This is a genomic window from Geodermatophilus sp. Leaf369 (assembly GCF_001424455.1).
Taxonomy (GTDB): domain Bacteria; phylum Actinomycetota; class Actinomycetes; order Mycobacteriales; family Geodermatophilaceae; genus Klenkia.
This window is the reverse complement of the sequence record NZ_LMQA01000004.1, coordinates 435,920-459,206: the sequence shown is the minus strand read 5'-3', so window position 1 is coordinate 459,206 and position 23,287 is coordinate 435,920. Positions and strand designations below refer to the sequence as shown.

The following is a 23,287-nucleotide window of genomic DNA, read 5'->3' as shown; positions in this document are numbered from 1 at the left end:
CCACAGTCCGCATCCGGTCGTCACGGGGGCGACCAGCACGGGGGTGTGGGTTGGTCGAGTACGGAGTGGTGCGGGGGCAGGTGTGCCCGGAGTGCGGCGTCGAGGACGCGGTGCGCGTGGTGCACGGCATGCCGACGGCGGAGTTGGCGCTGGCCGCCGAGCGTGGCCTGGTCGCGTTGGCCGGGTGCATCGTGTTCGAGGACCAGGCGGCGTTCGTCTGCCGTGGGTGCTCGCACGAGTGGGGGTCCCACGACGACCCCACGACCGACGAGCGGGAGCTCGCCGACCTGCTCGGGGTCGGGGTCGAGGACGTCGTCCGCGCGGTGGGCGCCGGGTGGCGGCGGGTGAGTCTGGACGACGCCGGGGTGGACTGGTTCGTCAGCGGTGAGCCGGCGCAGGTGGCCCTCGGCGTGGGGCTCGGGACGTTGACCCTGGCGCCGGTCGCCGCCGCCGGGGACGTCGAGGTCGCGTGGGACCAGGGGCGGTCCTTCAGCCGGGACGATCTGCTCTGCTCCCCGGGGTGGCTCGCCGCAGCGGCCGACGAGTTCGCACGGGCTCGGCGGCGCAGCTTCCGCTGGTGCCCCACCTGCCGCCGTCCGCACGCCCCGGAGGACTTCTCGGGCTACCGCGGAGTCTGCAACGACTGCGCCGGGCGGCACCACGGGATCGACCGGTGAGCAGCGTACGTCGCCGGTGGACCGACCGGTTGCCCACCGAGGCCGAGATGAACTCCCCGGACTGGCACCCGGCCGAGGAGATGCCGCAGGGGCCCATCCCCACCGGCGTGGAGTTCCGGGCCATGCGCGCGGTCCTGGGGCTGAGTCTCCCGGAGCTTGCCCAGAGGACGCGCCTGCGCGTCCACCGGCTGGCGGCCATCGAGAACCGAGCGGCCCCGCACGCCGACATCGACGAGCAGGTCCTGCACGTGGTGCTCATGAAGTCCGGCGTCCGCTGGCACCCCGACCTGGCCCGGCAACTGCAGGTCGCTGCGGCGGACACCGGTCTGCAGGACCTCGAGCAGCTGCTCGACCACACCGGCAGCAGCCACCTCGCCGACCTCGACGAGATGGCGGGCACGGACGTGCACCTGCGGGCGGGTCCCGACCACGTCTGGCTGGGCGGCCCCGGCGTCGACGTCGTCATGACCTTCCCGTTCGACATCGAGGATTTCTGGGACGTCGTGGAGGACATCGCCGCCGGCCCGGCACCCTCGCTGCCACCGCCAGGCGTCCCCGTCCCCGACCCCGATGACGATGACGAGGACGACGACGGGGTCTCCCTCCCCGAGCTCGAGAGGGTGATCGAGGCGCAGGTCGGGCTCCCGGTGGGCCCGCTGGTGGACGTGCTCGGCGGCGGATGGCGCCGCGGCGCCGACGTGCTGGAGGCCGAGGGAGGGTTGCTCTCTCGGACCTGGTTCGTCAGTGGTGAGCCCGCGCAGCTCCTGCTGGGGGTCGACCAGTCCTCCTTCGCGCTCGCCCGCCCCGAGGGCCGCTGGGAGGACCACCGGCCGGTGCTGCACCCGGTCGACCAGCACGTCCTCGACCTGACCGACCTGCTGGTCCGCCCCGCGGAGGTCGCCGCCGTCGCGGCCGCGCTGGTGGGGGCCAGCCGCGCCGCCGTCCGCTGGTGCGTGCTGTGCCGCCGGCAGCGCTCGGCATGGCACATGGACGGCGACGAGTGCCACGACTGCATGAGCGAGCACCGCGGGACGGTGTTCTGAGGTGCCGACGGCCACCGAGGTGTCAGCTGCGCTCTTCGTCCAGGACGCCGCCGTCCCCCCGGCCTGGATCGCCGACGGGGACTCCGTGCGCTGGCACCAGCCCGGGCTGATGAGCGCGTGGCTCGACGGCGAGGGCCGGTGGGCGGTGGAACGACGACTGGGCACGCCGATGGAGGGCGACCTGCTCACCTGGTGGATGGCTCCGGCCGACCACGAACGGGAGGGTGCCGCCCTGGACACCCTGGCCGGGCAGGCCCGACGGCTGCTCGACCCGCGGCTGCTGTCCCTGCTCCGCATCCGGTTGTGGCCGCTGCTCGACCTCGGGCGCGAACGGTCCCCGCGTCTCGTCGACTGGGTCGCCCGGCACGTCCTCGTCGTCCCGGTGCCGCTGGTGGGCAGCGATCTCGCGGCTCTGAACCTGGCGGTCCAGCCGCCCTGTCCGGCGCTGTTCCGCGTCGTCGGCGCCGCCACGCCGGTCCAGCATCGGTTGCTCGACGTCCGTCAGGAAGCACGGGAGAAGGCCGCGGCGCAGCGGGCCGTGCTGCGAGCCAGGCTCGACGCGGGCCGGGCCCTTGCCGCCGCGCGGCGGGCCGCCATGTCGACGACCGAGGGTGGCTCGCCTGACATGCTGCCCGCGCGGGTGCCGGTGTCGACGCCCGCGGACACGGGGGAGCGGACATGACAGCGCGGATGGTCCCGGCGGACGCGGCGTTCGCCTCGGACGCGGAGCGGTTGTTCGTCACGGCGCTGTGCGACCAGCTGCCCGACGTCGCGGTGCTCATCTGCAACCAGCGGTTCACCGACCGCGGCGCCGACCGCGAGGCCGACGTCATCGTCGCCTGGCCCGGACACGGGGTCGCCGTCCTCGAGGTGAAGGGCGGCAGCGTCTCGCTGCGTGACGGGCAGTGGTGGCAGACCGGCGGCAAGAGCAAGGCCATCCACCCGGTCGAACAGGCCCTGAAGTGCAAGTACGCCCTTCGGGACTTCCTGTGGGCCGCGCCGCGGTGGTCGCGGGGCAACCCGCGGCTGGTGCACATGGTCGCCCTGCCGACGACGACGCTGCCCGAGGGCTTCGCCGCACCCGATGCGCCGCGCTGGGCGCTGATCGACCGGAGCGAGTTGCCGGTCGCGGCCGGCCGGATCGCCTCGGCCCTGCGGCAGGCGGACAACCAGCCCGACGCCCCGACCAAGGACGACGTCGACCTGCTCGTGGACTGCTTGGTCGGCACCCTGATCCCACAGGCCGACCTGGTCGCCCAGCTCGGGGAGCGGGAGGCCACCGTCGAGCTGCTGACCCGTGAGCAGGCCAAGCTGCTGGACTTCTGCGAGTCCCACGACCGGGTCGAGATCCGCGGTGGCGCGGGGTCGGGCAAGACCTGGCTGGCGGTGGAGAAGGCCCGACGGCTGACCGCCGCGGGTCAGCGGGTCGCGCTGCTCTGCTACTCCCGCGGCCTGGCCGAGTTCCTCCGCCGCCGCGTGGCCCTGCTGCCGCCCAAGCAGCAACCGGCCTACGTGGGGGAGTTCCACGCGCTCGGCATCCGGTGGGGCGTCGAACGGGGCACCGACGACGACAGTCCCTACTGGGAGGAGCGGCTGCCGCAGCAGATGGTCCAGCTGGCCTCCGCGCTGCCGTCCGAGGAGCGCTTCGACGCGATTGTCGTCGACGAGGCCCAGGACTTCGACCAGTCCTGGTGGCCGGCGGTGCTCGCCTCGCTGCGCGACCCCGACGGCGGCTGCCTCTACGTGTTCGCCGACGAGGGCCAGCGCGTCTTCGCCCGGCAGGGCCGCCCCACCGTCGAGCTCGGCACCTACGACCTCAACGAGAACCTGCGGAACACCAAGCAGATCGGCGGCACGTTCTCCAGCCTGGCGCCGGCGCAGATGAGGCTGCTGGGCGGGACCGGTGCGCCCGTCCGCTTCGTGCCGTGCGCGACCGACGACGCCGTCGACGCCGCAGACGGCGTTGCCGAGGAGCTGCTCGACGAGGGCTGGCCCCCGGAGGCGCTGGCGCTGCTGACGACCTACCGCCGACACCCGGTCCAGGCCGAGCGCCAGGCCGCCGGGCAGGACGCCTACTGGGCCTCCTACTGGGACGACGAGGACCTCTTCTACGGCCACGTGCTCGGGTTCAAGGGCCTGGAGCGGCCGGCGGTCGTGCTGGCGGTCAACGGGTTCCGCGATGAGGCGCGGGCCCGGGAGATGCTCTACGTCGGGCTGTCCCGGGCCCGGGACCTGCTGGTGGTCTGCGGGGACCTCGACCTGATCCAGCGCGTCGGCGGGGACGCCGTCGCGCACCGACTACGCGGGTCGGATGCGACCCGCGCACTGATCGCGAGGGTGCGTCCATGACCTCGTCCGACCCCGGGGCGCTGGCAGCAGCCGACGTCCTCGTCTCCTCGGACCGACCCTGGCAGAGCGAGCTCCGGCTCCGGCAGGCCCGGTGGCGCGAACACCTCGGCCTGCCAGCCGGTGACCACCAGGGCCGGCCGTTGGGATCGCTGCTGCCGGCCGGGGACACGACGAGCAACTTCCTCACCCGAACAGTCGCCGCAGCGGTCGAGCGGGCGCGGACCCGGCCGGGTGCCCTGATCAGCGCACCCCGTGTCTACGAGAACATGCTGTCGTCGCAGCCGTTGGCGTTCAACCTGTTCGCCGAGCTGGCCGCCGACCTGGACCTGGCGACGTCGGTGTGCCGCCTGCTGTGGCCGGACCTCGTGCGCACCGTGACGACGATCGAGTTTGAGTGGTCCCCGGGTCGAGGGGACGACCGGTTCCTGGGGAACCGCTCGGCGTTCGACGTCGCCATTCGGGCCGTCGACGCCGCCGGGCGACCGACGTGCGTGGGCATCGAGGTGAAGTACCACGAAGACCTGACCCAGGATCCCGGTCCACCCCGGTCGGACCGGTACGGCGAGGTCGCCCGAGAGTCCGGGGTCTTCACCGACCCCGAGGCACCCGCACTGCGTGCCCTGCCGCTGCGCCAGCTGTGGCTGGACCACCTGCTGGCCCTGTCCATGGTCGGCGACGCCCCGGACCGTGTGGCCGCGACGAGGTTCGTCGTCCTGGCACCCGCCACCAACCCGGCGGTCGTCTCGGCCGACGTGCGCTACCGCGAGCTCCTGTCGGACGCACTCACCTACGAGCGGAGGACCCTGGAGGAGGTGGGTGCTGTCATCGCCGGAACGACCCCGGGACGGTGGATCCGGGACTTCCACCAGCGCTACCTCACTCCGCCGACCTGAGCCCCTCACCGGCTGGACGTCGGCCGTCGGCGATCGCGCCCAGCAGCACCTGAGCCGAGAGCCCCGTGTCCGGCAGCGCCACCAGCAGGCGGGCGCTCCCGGTCGGCTCGGGCACAGCGGCGAGCTCACGCACGGCAACCGCGTTCACCGTCGTCTGCTCGGCCGCAGCGATCGCCTCCAACGCCGCGACGACGTGCTCCGGGACGTTCGTCAGGTGCAGGGTCGCCATCCCGACATTCTCCGGGCCCACGACCGACTCGGCAGGCACGCGTCACGCAGCTGGCCAGGACCGACGGGGCATCACGACCACCACCGTGTGCCCGTTCCCCACGTGCAGGCTGCAGTCCAGCCCGTCCCGATGGCGCAGCACCGACTCCAGCGCGGACACCCACGCGTCGTCGCCGGGGGACAGCCCGGCCGGGCCGCGACGTTCCAGGCACATGGCCAGGTGCAGCTCGGTGCGGTCGGCGCCTTCGGACTCGGCCACGACGTCGTGCAGCTGGACCAGGTTGCCGATGGCCAGTCGGTCGGGCTCGGCGTCGAGGTCCTCGACCGGGACGCACAGCGGGACCATCGTGCCGTCGGCTCGCAGCCACGTCAGGAAGAGCGAGCGACGGACGGGCTGGCCGCCCAGGGTGAGCAGTCCCTTCCAGCGCTCGGTCAGCTCGGCGTCGGTGGTCACGGGGACGGTGGGCAGCGGCGGTGTCGTCATGCCCGGCAGCCTCGCGCGAACGGCGGCCACCGCGATGATCTTGTCCACAGGGTGCGTTTCTGTCGGACCCCCGTCCTAGGCTGAGAAACAGGTCCAGAGCGGACAGCGCACAGCCTCCCGGCTTGCTGTCCCGGCAACCTCGCTCCGCACAAGGTGCCTCCGGGAGAAGACCGGGTCGACCGCGTCCGCGGTCGGCAAGGGTGGGGCGCCCGACGGCGCCCCCGGGCGAGAGGGCTCCCATGCCTGATGACACCCACCGCGGCGACCGCTTCGAGCCGCCGTACACAGCCGTCCCGCGGCACCTGCCGTCGTTCGCCGACTGCGCACGGCAGGCCCCCGGTCACCGTCCGCACCACATCCAGGTCCGGTTGTCTGCTGAGGCGCAGACCCGCGAAATCGTCGTCGTGATGGACGTCGACCGGGAATCCGCGGTCGTGGCGGCGGGCGACCAACTGCTCCGCGTCCGCACCCACGACGCCCCGCGGGTGGCTGCCCTCGTCCGCCGGCACGGGCCGGTCGCGCACCTGGACCGGCGGCACCACCTGCTGCTGCTCGACCTGCCCGACGAAGGCCACCGGGCCGCGTTCTCCGTGCGGCTCCCGGGTGAGGGAGCCAGCCCCTGCTCTCCCGCCGACGGGTGAGACCGCCTCAACAACCACCGGCCACGAGCCGATGCGAGCGGAACCACCCCGACAGGAGCCGACCCCGTGGACCGCACCGCCGACGACCGCACCTCAGACGACCCCGTCTCGCCCCGCCTGCTGCTCTTCGGCGTGCTCACGCCGCTGCTGGTCGGCGGCTTCGTGCCCGCGCTGGCCGGGATCGCGACGGTCTGGCTGTTCTGCGGGCTCGCGGCACTGGTGGTCACGTCGATGGGCGTCGCCGTCCGCCGGGGTGACCCGGGGGAGGACGGCGACGAGGAGTCCGTGGTCGGGGGTCACTGGTGGCGGCTGGTCGACGAGGACCCCAACACCGCGGCGGCCCGGGCAGGCAGCTGGGGCTGACCGGGAGTAGACCGGAGCACGTGCACCGCATCGCGCTCCTCGACGACCACCAGTCCGCCGCCGCCCGCTTCGCCGACTGGTCGACGCTGCCAGTCGAGGCAGAGGTGGTCGCGTTCGCCGACCACGTCGCTGATCCCGACGCCCTCGTGGCGAGGCTCCGCGGCTTCGACGTCGTCGTCGCCATGCGTGAGCGCACCGCCTTCCCCCGCGAGGTGCTCGAGCGGCTCACCGACCTCCGCCTGCTGGTCACCACCGGCGCGGCCAACGCCGCCATCGACCTCGACGCGGCGAGAGATCTCGGCGTCGCGGTGACCGGCACCGGCGCGCACGGGCCGGCCACTGCCGAGATGACCTGGGCGCTGATCCTCGCCGTCGCCCGCAACGTCCCGGTCGAGGACGCCTCGATGCGGGCCGGCGGCTGGCAGCACACCGTCGGCCGCGACCTCGCCGGCGCCACCCTCGGCGTCATCGGGCTGGGCAACCTCGGCTCGGCGGTCGCCCGGGTCGGGCAGGCCTTCGGCATGAACGTCGTCGCGTGGAGCCAGAACCTCACCGACGATCGCGCCGCCGAGGTCGGCGTCCGCCGGGTCGAGCGGGACGAGCTGCTGCGCACGGCGGACGTCGTCTCGATCCACCTCAAGCTCTCCGACCGCACCCGTGGGCTCCTCGGTGCACCCGAGCTGGCGCTGATGAAGCCGACCGCGATCCTGGTCAACACCAGCCGCGGGCCGATCGTCGACGAGGCCGCCCTCGTCGCGGCACTCCGGGACGGGTCGATCCACGGCGCCGGTCTCGACGTCTACGACACCGAGCCGCTGCCGGTGGACTCCCCGCTGCGCGAGCTGCGCCGCGCCGTCCTCACCCCGCACCTGGGCTACGTCACCGAGCGCACCTACGAGGTCTTCTGGCGCGACGCCGTCGCCGACGTCGCGGCCTGGCTGTCGGGCGCGCCCGTGCGGGTGCTGTAGCGACAGTCGTCACCCTGCCGGGGGAACCGCGCTGACATCCCCGGCGCGGAACCGGATCGGTGCTGAAATGGGTCGGTGAAGCTGCTCCGCACGCCCGAGGTCGCCACGCCCCGGGCGATGGCGGGCACCATCGCCGTCTTCTACGTCGTCGGCGGGCTGGCCGGACTGCTCATCACCTGGGGCGCGGACACCCGCGGCGCCCAGGAGGTCGCACTCCTGACGCTGTCCGCCACGGCCTTCGCCTGCGCGGTCGTCGTCCACCGGTGGGCGCGGGGCTGGCCGCGCTGGGCCTTCCACGTCGCGATCAGCTCCGCGGTGGTCCTGATCGCCGTCGCCGTCGTGCTGGCGCCGGACGCGGCCAGTGCGCTGGTGGTCGCCGCGTTGATGTCGTTCGTGGTCGTGGTCGGCTACCTGTTCTTCAGCCTCGTCGTCGGCACCGCCTACCTGGTGGGCGCCCTGGTGGCCGCGACACTCTCCCTCCACGTGCAGGGCGACGTCGCCCTGCCCACCGCGTTGGCCCTCCAGGCGGTGGTCGTCGCGCTGGGCACGGTCACCCGCAGCCTGGTGCTGCGCGCCTCGGGGGCCAGTCGTGACCCACTCACCGACCTGAGGAACCGCCGCGGCTTCGACCAGGCGATGCAGGAACTGCTGACGAACGCGGGGGGCGACGTCCGGATGTCGGCCGCGCTGCTGGACCTGGACGGGTTCAAGGCGGTCAACGACACCCAGGGCCACGAGGCCGGGGACCAGGTGCTCCGCCAGGTCGCCGAGGCGTGGAGCGCAGCACTGCCGGCGGGAGCGGTGCTGGCCCGGCACGGCGGCGACGAGTTCGCGCTGCTGCTCCCGGGCCTGGCCGGCACCGAGGCCCTCGCCCTGGTGCGCGGCGTCTGCGCCCGGCACCCCGACCTGCGGCTCTCGGTGGGGGTGGCCCAGCACGTGCCGGGGGAGAGCGCGGCCCAGCTGATGCGTCGCGCCGACCAGGCGCTCTACGCGGCCAAGGCGGCCGGGCGCGGCCGCTGCGAGCTGGAGGGCGGCGACGTCCCCCAGCTGGTGAGCGATCTGGCCGCCGCCGTCCGCGCCGGGGACGTGCACGTGTACTTCCAGCCCATCCAGCAGCTGGCCACCGACTCTGTCCTGGGCGTCGAGGCCCTGGCCCGGTGGAACCGGCCCGGGGTGGGCCCGGTGCCGCCGGAGGAGTTCATCGCCCTCGCCGAGCGGCACCACCTCATCGGCGCGCTCGGCGAGCACGTGCTGCGCAGCGCCACCGGGCAGCTCGCCGACCTGTACGCCCGCACCGGCCGGCGGCTGCGCCTGGGCGTCAACGTCTCCGGCCTGGAGCTGTGTGACCCCGGCTACCCCGAGCGCGTGCGCGCGATCCTCGCCGAGACCGGGTGGCCGGCGGCCGAGACCGTGCTCGAGGTGACCGAGAGCCTGCTGGACGCCGAGTCCACCGAGGCCGTCTGCGCGCTGGACACCCTGCGCGCCCAGGGCATCGTCGTCGCGATCGACGACTTCGGCACCGGCTACTCCTCGCTGAGTCGCCTGGACACCCTCCCGGCCGACGTCCTGAAGGTCGACTCCTCCTTCATCGCCACCATCACCACCTCACCGCGCCGGGCCCAGCTGCTGCGCAGCATCGTCGGGCTGGCCACCGGGCTGGGTCTGGACGTCGTCGCCGAGGGCGTGGAGAGCGCCGAGCAGGCAGCGCTGCTGGACACCCTGGGCTGCACCTACGGCCAGGGCTGGCTGTACGGCCCGCCGGCGCCGCTGGCCGAGGTGGTCGCCGGCCTCGGCTGGTCCGACGACGCGCAGGTCAGCGCCCCGCAACCCTGACCGGGAACGACAGGTGGGTGACCCGGTCACCCTGCACGTACACCGTCGGGTCACCCAGCAGCACCGTGTCCAGCGGGACGTCGCCGAAGTACCGGCGTCCCGACCCGAGGACGACGGGCACCAGGTCCATGTCGACCCGGTCCAGCAGGCCCGCGGCCAGCGCCTGACCGGCGACCGTCCCGGCGGCCAGGCCGACGACGGCGTCCCCGGCGAGCTCCTGGGCCGTCGCGACTGCGTCCCCCAGGGTGGTCATGAACGTCGTCGACGGGCCGGCCCACTGCCAGTCGCGCGGCGGCTCGTGGGTCAGGACGACGACCGGGACACCCAGCGGGTGCACGCCGTGCCAGCCGTCGGTCAGGTCGAACAGCCGACGCCCGACGACGAGTGCGCCCAGCGACGCCCGCCACGCCGTCCAGTGGTCGGCGCTCGCCCGGCTCAGCCGGAACGGCGGCAAGTCCCCGGCGTTGGGCACCTCCACGTCCCCGCTGCCGTACCAGTCGAACAGGTGCTCGGGGGTGTCGTCATCGTGGGCGATGAAGCCGTCCACGGACACCGATGCCGACGTCGTCACGATTCCCATGCGAGGAGGACCGGGCCGCGGCCCGGGACTCATCGCCCGGTGAGCTTCTCCAGCCTCGCCCGCAGCGCCGGCGCTCGGTGCGCGTTGCCGTGCAGCTCCACGTACCGCTCCCCGAACGCCGACAGCAGCGCGTCGTCCAGCCGGCGGACCGCACCCGGCGGGTACCGGTAGCCCATCTTCTCGGCGATCGCGGCGTCGTCCGCCGTCCGCAGCACGTCGCCCAGCTCCACCAGCGAGGTCACGCCCAGCTCGAGGAGCAGGCCGGAGATCCAGTCGTAGTGGTCCGGGCGGGACCAGTCGGCGTCGGCGTACTGGCCGGCCAGGAACGCGGCGAGCTCGCGGGGGGCGATGCGCGGGTCGTCGGGGTCCTCGTCCTCGGTGGCCTCGATCGCCGGGGCCCGCAGCCGCTCGCGGATCGCGGTGAACTCCTGGTCGGCGAGTTCCAGCAGGCCCGCGGCCAGGGTGAACCGCCGGTCGAACTCCGAGGCGTGCTCGGCGGGCACCGTGCCCTTGTAACGGATGTCGTGCTCGAACTCGGCCCACGCGTGCTGCAGCACGGTGCGCACCTGGACCTGCACCCGGCGGTCGCGCAGCGCCGGCCACTCGTCGGCGCGGGCGGGGTCGACGGCGATCTGCAGGTGCCGGCTGGCGTAGCCGAACCGACCCTCGCGCGCGGTCTGCGAGGCCAGGTCGCGGTCGTCGAGCACCACCACCTGCTCGGCGAGCAGCTCGGCCACCACGACGACGTCGCTCTGCACGTAGGTGATCACCCGGACGCCGATCACGTCGCCGATCTCGGTGGCCGGGTCGGCGTACAGCCGGACGCCGTCCATCTCCCGCGTCGCCTTCTCCGCGTAGGAGGCGATCGTCTTTGCCCGCCCGGTCACCGACAGGTAGTTGATCCCGGCCTCGTTCAGCAGACCGCTGACCAGGGCCAACGCCGACTCCGCAGCGGTGACGGTCTCCGGGTAGGTGTCGGCGTAGGCCTGGATGGCGCGCGGCACCGGGTCCAGGTCGGGCGGGGGCGTGGCCTTCAGCGGCAGCAGGTCCGAGGGCAGGGTGGGGGTCACGATCGCGCCCGACGTCGCGTCGCCGTAGGTGGTCACGTCGTCCGGACGGCGGACGGCGATCCACCCCACGTAGGCGCAGACGACCGCGTCGACCTGGTCCTCGACCACCCGCAGCTGAGACTTCTTCGTCGCCGCGACCACCTGGTCGCGCAGGTCGGCGAACAGCGAGCCCAGCTGCAGCTCCGACACCGCGGCCAGGTGGTCCATGAGCACCAGCAGCTCGGCCTGCAGCTGGGGGAACTCCCGGCCCGGCTTGTTCTTGTACTTGAGCGTCTTGCCCAGCCGGAACAGCGAGACGGTGGCGGCGTGCGGGTAGACCTCGATGCCGCGCCTTTCCCGGCCCGAGCGGGGGTTCAGGTCCAGTCCGAGCCGACGGGCCAGCCGACCGCCGCGGGTGTCGCCGTCGGTGAACTCGGGCTTGCCCTGGTTGGTCGGGTGCGCCCCGGCCTGGAACTTCGCGAAGTCGGCGTTGAGCTCCTTCTCGGCGTCCCGGTTGCCGGTCGCGTTGGTGACCAGCAGCGGCGCGTCGATGGCCACGATGCAGGGCCCGGCGACGAACGGGGCGAGCGCGGCCTCGATCTGCTCGTCGGTGCGGACGGCGGAGACGTGCACCAGCCGCCCGTCGTCGTCGAGCACCGCGAGCCCGGTGGGCGACTTGAACCCCCAGGCGAGGTCGATCCCGATGTGCTGCACGGGGGACAGCCTGCCTTGTCGGCGGTCAGGCTCCGGTCAGCACGACCCGGTTGCCGTCCGGGTCGGTCAGCTGCAGCAGCCGGGACGCCGTCGCCTGCTGCGGACCGTCGTGGTCGACCCCGGCCGCGGTCAGCGCCGCGACCACCGCGTCCAGGTCGTCGGTGGCCAGCGTGACGCCGGACCGCCCGGCCCGGTCGGCCTCGAGGAACACCTGGACGCCGCCGTCGGGCAGGTGCCACTCCAGCAGGCCGTCCATCGGGCGGGCGTCGGGGGCGCGGTCGAACAGGGTGGCGTACCAGCGCTCGGCGCGGTCCAGGTCGGAGACGGCGAGGCTGGCCAGGGCGTTCGTGACGGTCATCGGGCTCTCCTGTCGGTGGGAGTGTCCTGGTGAGGACCCCGTGGTCGGGCGCGACTCATCGGTCCCGCGTGTCGGGAGCCGGCGGCGCGGGCCCCGGCCCGCAGGATCGACGGGTGCGTCGACCAGGGGGACTGTTCGGCGCCGTCGCCGTCCTGGCCCTCGCCACCGGCTGCACCCCCGAGGTCACCGCCGAGAGCGCGGCCCCGACGTCCGAGGCCACCGTGTCCGCGACCGTCGTCCCCGCGGTCGAGCCCGGGAGTGCGCTCGCGGCGCTCGCCGCGCTCCCCGTCCAGGGCCGTGCGCCCCAGACCGGCTACGACCGCGACCAGTTCGGCGCCGGCTGGGTCGACACCGACCGCAACGGCTGCGACACCCGCAACGACGTGCTGGCCCGCGACCTGGTCGACGAGCAGTTCAAGCCCGGCACCCGGGACTGCGTCGTCGTCACCGGCACGCTGGCCGACCCCTACTCCGGGACGACGATCACCTTCACCCGCGGCCAGGGCACCAGCGAGCTCGTCCAGATCGACCACGTCGTCGCGCTCTCGAACAGCTGGCAGACCGGCGCGCAGGGCTGGGACGCCGACACCCGCGCCCGGTTCGCCAACGACCCGCTCAACCTGCTCGCCGTGGACGGCCCGCTCAACCAGCAGAAGGGCGCCGGGGACACCGCCACCTGGCTGCCGCCCAACCGTGGGTTCCGCTGCGAGTACGTGGCCCGGCAGGTGGCGGTGAAGTCGACCTACGGCCTGTGGACGACGCAGGCCGAGCACGACGCGATGGCCACGGTCCTCTCGACCTGCCCGGACCAGCCGCTGCCCACCGGTGCCCAGCCCGAGCCTGAGCCTGAGCCTGAGCCCGAGTCCGCACCCGAGGCCCCGGCCACCGAGGGCTTCGCCAGCTGTGCCGACGCCCGCGCGGCCGGCGCCGCCCCGGTGCGGATCGGCGACCCCGGCTACCGCGAGGGCCTCGACGGCGACGGGGACGGCGTCGCCTGCGAGTGACGATGGTTCCCGTGCACCGTCAGGGACACTCGACGCAGCAACGGGGACGGGAGCAGCAGTGACCGAGCACGACAGCACGCAGCCGCTGCGTGTCTCGGCGTCCGGGCGCGTGCCGCAGTGGGTGCTCGACGAGGCCGAGGGCCGGGTCCCGATGGGGGTCACCGGCCGCGACTGGTTCGCAGACGAGCCCCTCCCACCCGCGCCGAGGAACCGCCGCCGCGGCCGGACGGTGCTCGCGCTGCTGGTGCTCGTCGCCGTCGTCACCGGGGTGGTGCTCTACGACCGGTCGACGGTCACGGCCCCGCCGACCGTCACCCCCGAGGCCGTCACCGAGCAGCCGGCGGCCCCCAGCGACTTCCCGACCGCCGGCGTCGGCGCCTCGGACGAGCCGCTCGGCGTCCCGCCCGAGGCGCCCGACAGCGACTCCTTCGCCTTCGTCACCCTGCAGGCCGACGACACCACCCCGGTCGCCTACGACCCCTGCCGGCCGGTCGACGTGGTGGTCAACCTGGACGGCGCCCCGGTCGGCGCGGAGGCGATGGTGCAGGACGCGCTGGTGCGGATGCAGGACACCACCGGGCTGCAGTTCCGCTTCGAGGGCGTCACCGACGAGCTGCCCAGCGATGCCCGCCCGGTCTTCCAGCCCGACCGGTACGGCGACCGCTGGGCGCCGGTGCTGGTCGGCTGGCGCACCCCCGAGCAGCTGCCGGCGCTGGCCGGGGATGTCGCCGGCCTGGGCGGCAGCGCCTGGGCGGCGCCGGCCGACGGCACCCGGGTCTACGTCAGCGGCAACGTCACCCTCGACGGCCCCGAGTTCGCCTCGCTCGTCGAGACCGACCGGGGCGCGGCGATCGCCCGCTCGATCCTGCTGCACGAGCTGGGCCACGTCGTCGGCCTGCAGCACGTCTGGGACACCGAGCAGCTCATGTACGCCACCACCCGGGGCGGCCTGCTCGACTTCGCCGACGGCGACCTCGCCGGCCTCGCCCGCCTGGGCGCAGGGGAGTGCGTGCCCCAGCTCTGACGCCCCCTGGGCGTTGATCATGGGGTCCTCGCCGGTGGACACGCGGTCGGTCGGCGCGTCCCTGGCAACAACCCCATGATCACCAACAGAGGCGGAGGTGGGCTCGATCGCCGGGCTGACGGTGTAAGGCCGTTTGGTAGAACTCCTGGTGAGCTCCGCACCGGAGCGCGATCCAGGGAGAGGACCCCGGCATGGCCAAGGACAAGAAGGACAAGAGCAAGGCCGGCAAGAAGGCGGGCAAGAAGGTCGACAAGGCCACCGACAAGCTCAAGGCGAAGGCCAAGCAGCTCAAGGTGAAGGCCAAGGGCAAAAAGGCCAAGGCGAAGGCCAAGAAGAAGTAGTGGCCGTCGCGGCCCCGCCCCGTGCGGGGCCGCACACCGCTCAGTCGGTCGGCATCCCCAGCGCCAGCCGCACCCGGCTGCGCACGCTCGTGAGCCGGGCCAGCTCCTGCTCGTCCAGCTCGTCGTCGGCCAGCAGCGCCGCGCGGGTCATCCCGATCGCCGTCCAGCGGTGCGCCTGGGGCAGGTCCCCGGCCAGCTCGTAGACCTCCGCCGCCATCGCGCAGTCCCCGACGCCGGGGCTGCTGCGGCGCAGCTCGTCCGCGGCGCCCGCCGCCTCCTCGGTCCGCCCGGCGGCCAGCAGCACCGCGACCATCGGCACCCGGACGTCGGGGTACGTCACCCCGTCGGCGGCCAGCACCCGCCGGAACACCGCCAGCGCGCCGTCGGTGTCCCCGGCGAGGTCGTGCTGCCAGCCCGCCGCCGAGAGCAGCTCGGCCGTCGTCGGCTCGTCGTCGGGGTGCACCTCCTCGGCCCAGGCCAGCAGCTTCTCGGCCAGCACCCGGTGCTCGTCGGGGGAGCGGTGCCCCTCGAGCTCTTCGACGTCCTCGTGGGTCAGGGGTGCGCGCACGACGCCGACCCTAGGCGTGACGTCGCCCGCTTCCCGCCCGGCGTCTACGAGACCGACACACCGGCGTGACACCGTGTCGGCGTGTCTGCCCGAACCCCGAAGCCCGCCGACGTCCCCGTGGCCCCGCCACCGGGCCCGCAGGACGCCGTCGCGCCGCGCAGCGCCGAGCACGCCCGGCTGGCCGAGTCCGCCGACATGAACGCGCCCTGGCGGCACTGGGGCCCCTACCTCGCCGGCCGCCAGTGGGGCACCGTCCGCGAGGACTACTCCGCGGACGGCGACGCCTGGGCCGGGTTCCCCTTCGACCACGCCGTGGCCCGCGCCTACCGCTGGGGCGAGGACGGGCTGGGCGGGTTCTGCGACCGCTACGGGTTCCTCAACTTCTCCGTCGCGCTGTGGAACGGCAAGGACCCGATCCTCAAGGAGCGGCTGTTCGGGCTGACCAACGACGAGGGCAACCACGGCGAGGACGCCAAGGAGCACTGGTGGGCCGTCGACGGCACCCCCACGCACTCCTGGGTGCAGTGGCTCTACCGCTACCCGCAGGCCGAGTACCCCTACGCGAAGCTCCGCGAGGAGAACCGCAAGCGCTCGCGCATGGAGCGCGAGTACGAGCTCTCCGACACCGGCGTGCTCGACGAGGACCGGTTCTTCGACGTCCAGGTCAGCTACGCCAAGGCCTCACCGGACGACGTCTGCATCACCGTCAGCGCCACCAACCACGGACCCGACGCCGCCCCGCTGCACCTGCTGCCGCAGGTCTGGTTCCGCAACACCTGGTCCTGGGGCGGGGACAAGCGCCAGGGCCACCTCACCCAGCTGCTCGCCCCCACGCTGACGGCGTCCGGGCTGGAGGCCGTCGAGGCCGAGCACGGCTTCCTCGGCCGCTACGTGCTCGCCGCCGAGGGCGACCCGCAGGTGCTGTGCTGCGACAACGAGACCGACTCCGTCCGGCTGTTCGGCGACCGCCGCAATGCCTCGAAGTACCCCAAGGACGGGATCAACCGCCGGGTCGTCCACGGCGACAAGTCCGCGATCAACCCCGCCGACTCCGGCACGAAGGCCGCGTTCTGGTACCAGTGGGACGCCGTCCAGCCGGGTGAGACCGTCACCGTCAAGCTCCGGCTGACCCAGGCCGAGCCGGTCGACGGGATGTTCGGGCCGGAGTTCGACCAGGTCTTCACCCAGCGCAAGGCCGAGGCCGACGACTTCTACGACACCGTCATCCACCCCGGCCTGTCCGCCGACGACCGGCACGTGGCCCGCCGCGCCTACGCCGGCCTGCTGTGGACCAAGCAGCTGTACCGCTTCGACGTCAGCCAGTGGCTCGACGGCGACCCCGACGTCCCCGCCCCGGCCGACCGGGCGGAGAAGGGACGACGCAACACCACCTGGCGGCACGTCGCCCTCGCCGACGTCATCTCCATGCCCGACGAGTGGGAGTACCCCTGGTTCGCCGCCTGGGACACCGCCTTCCACACCATCCCGCTGGCCCACGTCGACCCCGACTTCGCCAAGGAACAGCTCGTGCTGATGTGCCGCGAGTGGGCGATGCACCCCAACGGCCAGCTGCCGGCCTACGAGTGGGCCTTCGGCGACGTCAACCCGCCGGTGCACGCCTGGGCTGCCTGGCACGTCTACCGGATCGACGGCTATCGCGACCGCGAGTTCCTCATCCGGGTGTTCACCAAGCTGCTGCTGAACTTCTCCTGGTGGGTCAACCGCAAGGACGCCGACGGGTCCAACGTCTTCGAGGGCGGCTTCCTCGGGATGGACAACATCGCGCTGTTCGACCGCTCCGCGCCGCTGCCCCCGGGCTACCGGCTGGAGCAGTCCGACGCGACGAGCTGGATGGCGTTCTACTGCCAGCAGATGTTCAAGATCGCCCTGGAGCTCTCCCGGTACGACAAGGCCTGGGACGGCACCGCCACCAAGTTCCTCGAGCACTTCCTGTCCATCGCCGAGGCGATGAACGCCTTCGGCTCGCACGAGGTGTCGCTGTGGGACGAGGAGGACGGCTTCTTCTACGACGTCCTCGTCGCCCCCGACGGCACCCCGCAGCCGATGCGGGTGCGCTCGATGGTCGGCCTGCTGCCCATCCTCGGCGTGACCGACGTGCCGCACTGGATCACCCAGGAGGTCCCCGACGTCACCGAACGGCTGCGCTGGCTGCAGCGTCGTCGTCCCGAGCTGGTGACGCCGTTGCGCAGCCGGTCGGCCCCCGAGGGCCGCAAGATGCTGCTCTCGCTGGTGGACAAGGACCGGCTCGAGCGCATCCTCACCCGGATGTTCGACACCGAGGAGTTCCTCTCCCCGTTCGGCATCCGCTCGCTGTCCAAGTCCACCGGTGAGGTGATCGCCAAGGTCGGCGGCCGGGACGCCCGCATCGAGTACGAGCCGGGGGAGTCGCGCACCGCGCTGTTCGGCGGCAACTCCAACTGGCGCGGGCCGGTGTGGTTCCCGGTGAACGTGCTGCTGGCGGACAAGCTGCGCACCCTGGGCCGGCACTACGGCGACTCCTTCACCATCGAGCTGCCCACCGGCTCGGGGAACCACTGCACCCTGGTCGACGCCGCGGACCTCATCGACAACGGGTTGACCGCGCTGTTCCGCCCCGTCGACGGCAAGCGCCCGGCCGACGGCGACCGGATCGAGTCCTCGGACTCCCCGCTGTGGTCGGTGCACCCCACCTTCAGCGAGTTCTTCGACGGCGACACCGGTGAGGGCCTGGGCGCCACCCACCAGACCGGCTGGACGGCGCTCGTCGCGCACCTGCTCAACCCCCGCCTGCCCCCCGACCCCCGCTGGTCCTGACCGAGGCGGCTCAGGCGGTGCGGTAGAGCTCGAGGAGGCGCTGGGCCTCGGCGCCGGCGGCGCGGGCGCCGGCGGTGGTCCAGCGGCGGGTGTCGACCAGGGTGGGCTCGGCGGCGAGCACCCGGCGGACCTCGGCGGTGAAGACCCGGTTGAGGTGGGTGGCCACGTTGACCTTCACGATCCCGGCCGCGACGGCGGCGACGAGCCCGGCGTCGGACACCCCGGACGAGCCGTGCAGCACCAGCGGCACCGGGACGGCGGCGGCCAGCCGGGCGACGAGCTCGACGTCCAGGCGGGCGTCCCGGTCGGTCATCGCGTGCGAGGAGCCCACGGCGACGGCGAGCAGGTCCACCCCGGTCGCGGCGACGAACGCGGCCGCCTCGGCGGGGTCGGTGCGCGCTGTGGGGTGGTGGGCGCCGTCCTTGCCGCCGACCTCGCCGAGCTCGGCCTCCACGTCGACCCCCGCCGACCGGCACGCACGGACGACCCCGGCGGTGGCGGCCAGGTTCTGCTCGTAGGGCAGCCGCGAGCCGTCGTACATCACCGAGCTGAACCCCAGGTCGACCGCGGCCGAGACCAGGTCGACGTCCTCGGCGTGGTCCAGGTGCACCGCGACCGGCACGTCCGAGCCGCGGGCCAGCGCCAGCACCCCGGCGGCGTAGGCGGTGAGCCCACCGTGGTGGGCGACCGCGTTCTCCGACAGCTGCAGGACGACGCCGACGCCGGCCTCGCGGGCGGCGGACTCGTAGGCCCGGGCCTGCTCGAGGTGGACGACGTTGAACGCGCCGAGCCCCCGCCCGCGACGACGTGCGTCGCGGGCGAGGGCGGCGGTGGAGACCTGGGGCACGGAGGTCAGACCCTCAGGCCCTGGTCCTGGACGACGGCCCCGTCGGTGACCGCCTCCCCGCGCTTCTCGTCGCTGTAGACCATCAATGTGGAGCCCAGGAGGGCCAGCACGATGCCGATCGCGGCGGTCGGCGAGGGCAGCGTCTGGTAGATCACCAGCGACAGCAGGATGGTCAGCACCGGGGCCAGCGCGTTGGTCGTCGGCGCCACGATCGAGGCCTTGCCGCGGGACAGCGCCATCACCAGGAACAGCGCGCCGACGGCGTTGAGCAGCTGGGTGCCGGCGGCCAGGGTCGGGGCCTGCCACGGGGCGCCGGAGGGCAGCCCGCCCATCATCACGATCGCGACGGGCACCAGGACCAGGCCGCTGATGGTCATCCAGCCGAAGGTGGTGCCGTCGTTGACCCCGACGGTGGCGGCCTTGCGCATGAAGTAGGCCTGCACACCCCAGGCGGCGCAGACGCCGACGGCCATGAGCAGCCAGGCGCCCCGGCCCTCGGTGCCGTCACCGGAGCTGATGCTGAACATGACGACGGCGACCAGGGCCAGCCCGACGCCGATCATCGGCAGCCGGCTCAGCCGCTCGCGCAGCAGGACGACGGCCATGAGCACGGTGATCGCCGGGGACAGCGCGATGACCGGGAAGATGATGTAGGCCGGGCCGAGGGTGAGGGCCTTGAACAGCAGCAGCTGGCCGCCGGCGCCGGTGAGCCCCACGAGCAGGCCGTACCTCATCGCGACCGGCCGCTTGTCCCAGGTGCTGCCGCGCAGGGCGAAGAACGCCGGGATGAGCATGGTGAACGCCCAGATGACGTAGACCATCTCGTCGGGGTAGCCGTAGGTGGCAGTGGGCAGGCTGGAGAACGCCCCCCACACCCCCCAGGACAGCACGAGCAGTCCGGCGTAGGTGATCCAGCTCCGGTTGGTCCCGGTGCGGGCAGTGGTGGTCGACATCGGTGTCTCCTCAGGCAACTGCGGGGGTGGGGTGGGCGGACAGCCGGGCGACGGCGTCCTGGTCGACCGGGTGTCCGGCCAGCCGGGCGGCGTGCAGGGCCGCGCCGAGATCGGGGGCGAGCAGGGGGCGGCGCAGGTCGACCGGGTCGCCCAGGTCGTGCAGCCGGCGGGAGAACGCGGCCAGCAGCGGCTCGGCGTTCAGCGCGCCGCCGGAGTAGGAGACCGGCATCGGCTCCCCGGCCGGCCAGCCCAGCCGGAAGCGGGTGGCCGACACCAGCAGCGCCAGCTCGGCACCGGCCCGCTCGACGATCGCCGCGCACACCCGGTCACCGGCCTCGGCGGCGGCCACGACCGGGCGGCACAGCGCGGCGATCCGGCCGCGGTCGCCGTGCCACCGGTTGAGGACGACGTCGACGAGGTCGAGGTCGGCCGACAGCTCCAGGTGCTCGCGCAGCACGCTGAGCAACGGGCCGGCCTCCTCGCGGCCGTCGGCCATCCGGGAGAAGGCGGCCAGGCCCTCACGGGCGATCCAGTAGGCCGAGCCCTCGTCGCCGAACAGCTCGCCCCACCCGCCGACCCGCGCGCCCTGGCCGGCCCGTTCGCCGTAGGTCATCGAGCCGGTCCCGCTGATCACGTTGACCCCGTCGACGGCACCCAGCGACCCGGCCCAGCCGGCGACCATGTCGTTGTCGCAGCGGTACCGGTCGTGGCCGAGCACGCGGGAGGGGACGGCGTCCAGCAGCGGCACGTCGCCGCTGGCCTCGCCGTAGCCGGGCATCCCGAAGAAGGCGTACGCGACGTCGGCGGGGGTGCCGCCGGCGTCGGCGCAGACCTCGCGCACGGCCGGGGTGAGCACCTCGGCGACCAGCTCGATGCCGGAGGCGAAGTAGTAGATGGAGGGTGCGGTCCGGCGAGCCAGCACCCGGCCGGTGCCGTCCACCAGGCACAGCGCGGTCTTGGTCCCGCCGCCGTCGACGCCGAGGTACACGAGGGGTCCTCTCCGGCGACGTCGTCGTCGCCCGGGGTGAGTAGGGGTGGTGCGGGTCAGTCGGCGAGCGGGTGGACGGTCACGCCCTGCACGACGCGGTTGACCTCGCCGTCGGGGAAGGGGTTGTCCGGCGTCCGGCCGATCGCCAGCGAGCTGGCCAGGCCCATCAGCTGGGGGACCGGGGCGGCGGCGACGGCCAGGACGACGTCTCCGAGCCCGGCCAGCCCGGGGACGGCGATGCGCGGCCCGTCGCCCAGTGCGGGGTCGGCCTGGGCGTCGCCGTCGACCACGTAGACCTGCCCGGCGCCGAGCTGGGCACGCAGCTCGCGCACCAGGTCCAGGTCGTAGGCGCGGGTGTAGCGGTCGGTGGACAGGTAGACCACGACCACGGTGGCGTCGTCCAGCACCGCCTTCGGGCCGTGCCGGAACGCCAGCGGGCTGTCCGCGGTGACCGTGATGGCACCGGTGGTGAGCTCCAGCAGCTTCAGCGCGGACTCCTCGGCCAGGCCCTTGAGCGAGCCGCTGCCGAGGTAGACCACCGACCGGGGCCTGGTCGCGGCGAGGGCGTCCACGACCGGTCCGGCCTCGGCGACCACCGCCCGCCCGGCGGCCACGAGGCGGTCGACGCCGTCGCCGGGCAGTTCACCGCCCAGGGCCAGCGCCGTCCCCAGCACCATGCAGGTGAAGCTGGAGGTCATCGCGAACCCGCGGTCGTTGGACGCGGCGGGCATCTGCAGCACCAGCGAGCGGGGGGCGCCGGTGTGGTCGCGGGCCAGCCGGCCGTCGGCGTTGCAGGTGACCACGAGGTGGTGCACCTCGGTGAGGCACTGCTCGGCCAGCCGGGTGGCGGCCACGGACTCCGGGCTGTCCCCGGAGCGGGCGAAGGACACCAGCAGGGTGGGGACGTCGACCGGGAAGGACTCCCGCGGCGCGGAGACCAGGTCGGTGGTGGGCACCGCCTCGACCACCCGGCCCAGCTGACGGGACAGCGCCGGGGCGAGCACCTGACCGGCGAAGGCCGACGTGCCGGCCCCGGTGAGCACGACCCGCAGCCGGGGCTGGGCCAGCAGCGGGGTCAGGAAGGCGTCGACGTCGGCCCGGCGGCCGGCCACGATCTCGGCCACGTCGCGCCACAGGTCGGGCTGCTGGGCGATCTCCCGGGAGGTGGCGCCGGCGCCGGCCAGCTCGAGGTCGGGCAGGGTGTCGAGCACGGTGGTCATCGGGTCTCCCGGGTGGCGGTGGAGGGGGCGGTGCCGCAGGCGGTGGCGTAGCCGCGCAGCACGTCGCGGACGGCGTCGACGACGAGGGCGAGCGGGTCGGCGTCCAGGACGCCGGCACGGACGCGGGCGTGCTGCACGGGCAGGTGCGCCGACAGCAGCGGCAGCGGGACGTCGTGGCGGCGCAGGTTGGCCAGCAGTGCGTCGGCGGCGGCCTCGACGCGGGGGTCGGGCCAGTAGTAGCGGGCCCGGTCGCTGTAGGAGTACCGGCGGGCCAGCTGCTGGGCGGCGGCGTCCCCGTCGTAGTAGCCGCGCCAGTGGTCGGGCTGGTCGAGCATCACCTGCTCGAGCACCTCGGGCAGCCGGGCCTGCTCGTCGGCCGGGACGAGCTCGCGCTCGACCTCGGACAGGGCGAACAGGGCCTCGCGCATGGCGAAGGTCAGCCACGGCCCGACCTTGAGCACCGCCCAGTGGTCGGCGACGAGCTCGGTGAGCGCCTCGACCGTCTGGTAGTCGGTGGAGTGGGCCTCGAAGACCATCCCGGGCTCGTCGACGAGCACCTCGCGCAGGGCGGCGGTGCGGTCGCTGCGGTAGTCCACGACCTGCAGGGCGTCGAACTCGACCCCGGGCTGGACGACCAGCCCCATCACCTGGGGCCAGACGTCGGCCAGTCCGCGGGCGTCGAAGGCGGCCCGGTGGGCGGCCAGGGTCGCGCGGGCGGCGTCGGCGTCGGTGGGCACCAGGTCGTGCAGGGCGTGGTCGGCGCCGCCGGGCACCGGCACCTCGGTGCCGATGACGTAGCGCAGCGCGCCGGTGGCGCCGACCTCGGCAGCCGTCGCCTCGGCCACGGCCAGCAGGTCGGCGGCCCGCTCGGACACCAGCTCGTCGGTCAGCGGGGTCGGGTCGCCGGCGCAGGGGTAAGAGCAGTCCAGGTGGATCTTGGTGAACCCGGCACGCACGTAGGCGGCGACCAGGTCGCGGGCCTGCGCCATCGCCTCGGCGGCCGGCAGCGAGCGCCACCGGTTGGTGCCCAGGTGGTCCCCGCCCAGCAGCACCCGCTCGCGGGGCAGGCCGCACCGGTCGGCGAGGGAGTGCACGGCGTCGCGGAAGTCGGCCGGGCGCATGCCGGTGTAGCCGCCGTGCTGGTCGACCTGGTTCGAGGTCGCCTCGACCAGGACGACGGTGTCGTCGTCCGCGGCCTGGCGCAGCGCGGCCTCCAGCACCCACGGGTGCGAGGAGCACACCGAGGTGATGCCCCGGGCGGTGCCGTCGTGCTGGGCGGCCACCAGGTCGTCGAGGACGGCGGCCGTCGGGCGGGTGGTGGTCTGTGTCACGGCAGCGACGCTAGGTC

24 protein-coding genes and 1 riboswitch are annotated in these 23,287 nt (G+C 73.7%); of the genes, 13 read left to right on the top strand and 11 right to left on the bottom strand.

The genetic code is table 11. From position 1 onward, the window contains the following. Positions 1–50: 50 nt before the first annotated feature. Genes ASG36_RS18550 through ASG36_RS18530 form a run of 5 tightly spaced genes read left to right on the top strand, consistent with a single transcriptional unit; the run spans position 51 to position 4,962 of the window. Positions 51–677, top strand: coding sequence for a hypothetical protein (locus ASG36_RS18550; RefSeq protein WP_235495241.1), 627 nt, complete (start codon positions 51–53; stop codon positions 675–677). Then, positions 674–1,720 carry a RodZ family helix-turn-helix domain-containing protein gene (locus tag ASG36_RS18545; RefSeq protein ID WP_055767408.1) on the top strand — a complete coding sequence of 349 codons (1,047 nt, stop codon included), beginning with the start codon at positions 674–676 and terminating at the stop codon, positions 1,718–1,720. Before ASG36_RS18550 ends, ASG36_RS18545 begins: the two co-directional genes overlap by 4 nt. A 1-nt stretch (position 1,721) precedes the next feature. Further along, positions 1,722–2,402, top strand: coding sequence for a hypothetical protein (locus ASG36_RS18540; protein ID WP_055767405.1), 681 nt, complete (start codon positions 1,722–1,724; stop codon positions 2,400–2,402). Beyond that, on the top strand, positions 2,399–4,069 hold the full coding sequence (locus ASG36_RS18535) for an ATP-binding domain-containing protein (protein WP_055767401.1): 1,671 nt from the start codon (positions 2,399–2,401) through the stop codon (positions 4,067–4,069). The genes ASG36_RS18540 and ASG36_RS18535 overlap by 4 nt, the downstream gene beginning before the upstream one ends. Next, positions 4,066–4,962, top strand: a complete 897-nt coding sequence (locus ASG36_RS18530) for a hypothetical protein (protein WP_055767398.1) — start codon at positions 4,066–4,068, stop codon at positions 4,960–4,962. The genes ASG36_RS18535 and ASG36_RS18530 overlap by 4 nt, the downstream gene beginning before the upstream one ends. Here the strand turns inward: ASG36_RS18530 and ASG36_RS22065 are convergent. Both ASG36_RS22065 and ASG36_RS18520 read right to left on the bottom strand, forming a co-directional pair. Beyond that, positions 4,946–5,191 carry an antitoxin gene (locus ASG36_RS22065; RefSeq protein WP_157498946.1) on the bottom strand — a complete coding sequence of 82 codons (246 nt, stop codon included), beginning with the start codon at positions 5,189–5,191 and terminating at the stop codon, positions 4,946–4,948. The genes ASG36_RS18530 and ASG36_RS22065 overlap by 17 nt on opposite strands. Positions 5,192–5,233: 42 nt before the next feature. Continuing rightward, complete coding sequence (locus tag ASG36_RS18520) at positions 5,234–5,674, bottom strand: hypothetical protein (protein ID WP_157498944.1); 441 nt, start codon at positions 5,672–5,674, stop codon at positions 5,234–5,236. Positions 5,675–5,764: 90 nt separating this feature from the next. Next, positions 5,765–5,881, top strand: a riboswitch (SAM riboswitch). 32 nt (positions 5,882–5,913) lie between these two features. Here ASG36_RS18520 and ASG36_RS18515 point away from each other — a divergent pair. The 4 genes from ASG36_RS18515 (at position 5,914) to ASG36_RS18500 (ending at position 9,479) form a co-directional block, all read left to right on the top strand. Then, entirely contained in the window at positions 5,914–6,315 is a 402-nt protein-coding gene (locus tag ASG36_RS18515; RefSeq protein ID WP_157498942.1) for a hypothetical protein, read from the top strand. A gap of 66 nt (positions 6,316–6,381) precedes the next feature. Then, positions 6,382–6,678, top strand: coding sequence for a hypothetical protein (locus ASG36_RS18510; RefSeq protein ID WP_055767386.1), 297 nt, complete (start codon positions 6,382–6,384; stop codon positions 6,676–6,678). 20 nt (positions 6,679–6,698) lie between these two features. Continuing rightward, complete coding sequence (locus tag ASG36_RS18505; protein WP_055767383.1) at positions 6,699–7,646, top strand: D-2-hydroxyacid dehydrogenase family protein; 948 nt, start codon at positions 6,699–6,701, stop codon at positions 7,644–7,646. A gap of 75 nt (positions 7,647–7,721) precedes the next feature. After that, positions 7,722–9,479, top strand: coding sequence for a bifunctional diguanylate cyclase/phosphodiesterase (locus tag ASG36_RS18500; RefSeq protein ID WP_055767378.1), 1,758 nt, complete (start codon positions 7,722–7,724; stop codon positions 9,477–9,479). On the opposite strand, the gene ASG36_RS18495 is transcribed toward ASG36_RS18500, so the two are convergent. Genes ASG36_RS18495 through ASG36_RS18485 form a run of 3 tightly spaced genes read right to left on the bottom strand, consistent with a single transcriptional unit; the run spans position 9,460 to position 12,180 of the window. Next, positions 9,460–10,059 carry a dihydrofolate reductase family protein gene (locus tag ASG36_RS18495; protein ID WP_055767376.1) on the bottom strand — a complete coding sequence of 200 codons (600 nt, stop codon included), beginning with the start codon at positions 10,057–10,059 and terminating at the stop codon, positions 9,460–9,462. The genes ASG36_RS18500 and ASG36_RS18495 overlap by 20 nt on opposite strands. 29 nt (positions 10,060–10,088) lie before the next feature. Then, on the bottom strand, positions 10,089–11,822 hold the full coding sequence (locus tag ASG36_RS18490) for a DUF429 domain-containing protein (protein WP_055767373.1): 1,734 nt from the start codon (positions 11,820–11,822) through the stop codon (positions 10,089–10,091). Between the two features lie 25 nt (positions 11,823–11,847). Beyond that, entirely contained in the window at positions 11,848–12,180 is a 333-nt protein-coding gene (locus ASG36_RS18485; protein WP_055767370.1) for a VOC family protein, read from the bottom strand. 113 nt (positions 12,181–12,293) lie between these two features. Between ASG36_RS18485 and ASG36_RS18480 the strand changes: the two genes are divergently transcribed. The 3 genes from ASG36_RS18480 to ASG36_RS22060 all read left to right on the top strand — a co-directional run bounded on the left by ASG36_RS18480 (position 12,294) and on the right by ASG36_RS22060 (position 14,549). Then, positions 12,294–13,184 (top strand): DUF1524 domain-containing protein, encoded by an 891-nt coding sequence (locus ASG36_RS18480; RefSeq protein WP_055767367.1) that lies wholly within the window; start codon positions 12,294–12,296, stop codon positions 13,182–13,184. A gap of 58 nt (positions 13,185–13,242) precedes the next feature. Further along, a complete protein-coding gene (locus tag ASG36_RS18475) occupies positions 13,243–14,208 on the top strand; it encodes a matrixin family metalloprotease (RefSeq protein ID WP_055767364.1) in 966 nt (321 codons plus the stop codon). 191 nt (positions 14,209–14,399) lie between these two features. Then, positions 14,400–14,549: a hypothetical protein gene (locus ASG36_RS22060; protein WP_157498940.1), complete on the top strand. Its 150-nt coding sequence runs from the start codon at positions 14,400–14,402 to the stop codon at positions 14,547–14,549. A 40-nt stretch (positions 14,550–14,589) separates the two neighbouring features. On the opposite strand, the gene ASG36_RS18470 is transcribed toward ASG36_RS22060, so the two are convergent. Continuing rightward, positions 14,590–15,117, bottom strand: a complete 528-nt coding sequence (locus tag ASG36_RS18470; protein ID WP_055767361.1) for a hypothetical protein — start codon at positions 15,115–15,117, stop codon at positions 14,590–14,592. 81 nt (positions 15,118–15,198) lie between these two features. Between ASG36_RS18470 and ASG36_RS18465 the strand changes: the two genes are divergently transcribed. Beyond that, positions 15,199–17,931: a glucosidase gene (locus ASG36_RS18465; RefSeq protein ID WP_200944554.1), complete on the top strand. Its 2,733-nt coding sequence runs from the start codon at positions 15,199–15,201 to the stop codon at positions 17,929–17,931. 10 nt (positions 17,932–17,941) lie between these two features. On the opposite strand, the gene ASG36_RS18460 is transcribed toward ASG36_RS18465, so the two are convergent. Genes ASG36_RS18460 through ASG36_RS18440 form a run of 5 tightly spaced genes read right to left on the bottom strand, consistent with a single transcriptional unit; the run spans position 17,942 to position 23,270 of the window. Then, positions 17,942–18,778, bottom strand: coding sequence for a class II fructose-bisphosphate aldolase (locus ASG36_RS18460; RefSeq protein WP_055767356.1), 837 nt, complete (start codon positions 18,776–18,778; stop codon positions 17,942–17,944). Positions 18,779–18,783: 5 nt separating this feature from the next. Next, positions 18,784–19,731: a DMT family transporter gene (locus tag ASG36_RS18455; protein ID WP_055767353.1), complete on the bottom strand. Its 948-nt coding sequence runs from the start codon at positions 19,729–19,731 to the stop codon at positions 18,784–18,786. A 10-nt stretch (positions 19,732–19,741) separates the two neighbouring features. Beyond that, a complete protein-coding gene (locus tag ASG36_RS18450) occupies positions 19,742–20,719 on the bottom strand; it encodes an N-acetylglucosamine kinase (protein ID WP_055767350.1) in 978 nt (325 codons plus the stop codon). A 56-nt stretch (positions 20,720–20,775) separates the two neighbouring features. Next, positions 20,776–21,939: an SIS domain-containing protein gene (locus ASG36_RS18445; RefSeq protein WP_055767347.1), complete on the bottom strand. Its 1,164-nt coding sequence runs from the start codon at positions 21,937–21,939 to the stop codon at positions 20,776–20,778. Continuing rightward, complete coding sequence (locus ASG36_RS18440; RefSeq protein WP_082523272.1) at positions 21,936–23,270, bottom strand: D-tagatose-bisphosphate aldolase, class II, non-catalytic subunit; 1,335 nt, start codon at positions 23,268–23,270, stop codon at positions 21,936–21,938. Before ASG36_RS18440 ends, ASG36_RS18445 begins: the two co-directional genes overlap by 4 nt. Positions 23,271–23,287 lie beyond the last annotated feature (17 nt).

What these genes read in the sequence shown, in the direction of transcription:
- ASG36_RS18535 (WP_055767401.1), top strand. Translation starts at nt 2,399, where the DNA reads ATGACAGCGCGGATGGTCCCGGCGGACGCGGCGTTCGCCTCGGACGCG.
- ASG36_RS18530 (WP_055767398.1), top strand. Translation starts at nt 4,066, where the DNA reads ATGACCTCGTCCGACCCCGGGGCGCTGGCAGCAGCCGACGTCCTCGTC.
- ASG36_RS22065 (WP_157498946.1), bottom strand. Translation starts at nt 5,191, where the DNA reads ATGGCGACCCTGCACCTGACGAACGTCCCGGAGCACGTCGTCGCGGCG.
- ASG36_RS18520 (WP_157498944.1), bottom strand. Translation starts at nt 5,674, where the DNA reads ATGACGACACCGCCGCTGCCCACCGTCCCCGTGACCACCGACGCCGAG.
- ASG36_RS18515 (WP_157498942.1), top strand. Translation starts at nt 5,914, where the DNA reads ATGCCTGATGACACCCACCGCGGCGACCGCTTCGAGCCGCCGTACACA.
- ASG36_RS18495 (WP_055767376.1), bottom strand. Translation starts at nt 10,059, where the DNA reads ATGGGAATCGTGACGACGTCGGCATCGGTGTCCGTGGACGGCTTCATC.
- ASG36_RS18485 (WP_055767370.1), bottom strand. Translation starts at nt 12,180, where the DNA reads ATGACCGTCACGAACGCCCTGGCCAGCCTCGCCGTCTCCGACCTGGAC.
- ASG36_RS22060 (WP_157498940.1), top strand. Translation starts at nt 14,400, where the DNA reads ATGGCCAAGGACAAGAAGGACAAGAGCAAGGCCGGCAAGAAGGCGGGC.
- ASG36_RS18455 (WP_055767353.1), bottom strand. Translation starts at nt 19,731, where the DNA reads ATGTCGACCACCACTGCCCGCACCGGGACCAACCGGAGCTGGATCACC.
- ASG36_RS18445 (WP_055767347.1), bottom strand. Translation starts at nt 21,939, where the DNA reads ATGACCACCGTGCTCGACACCCTGCCCGACCTCGAGCTGGCCGGCGCC.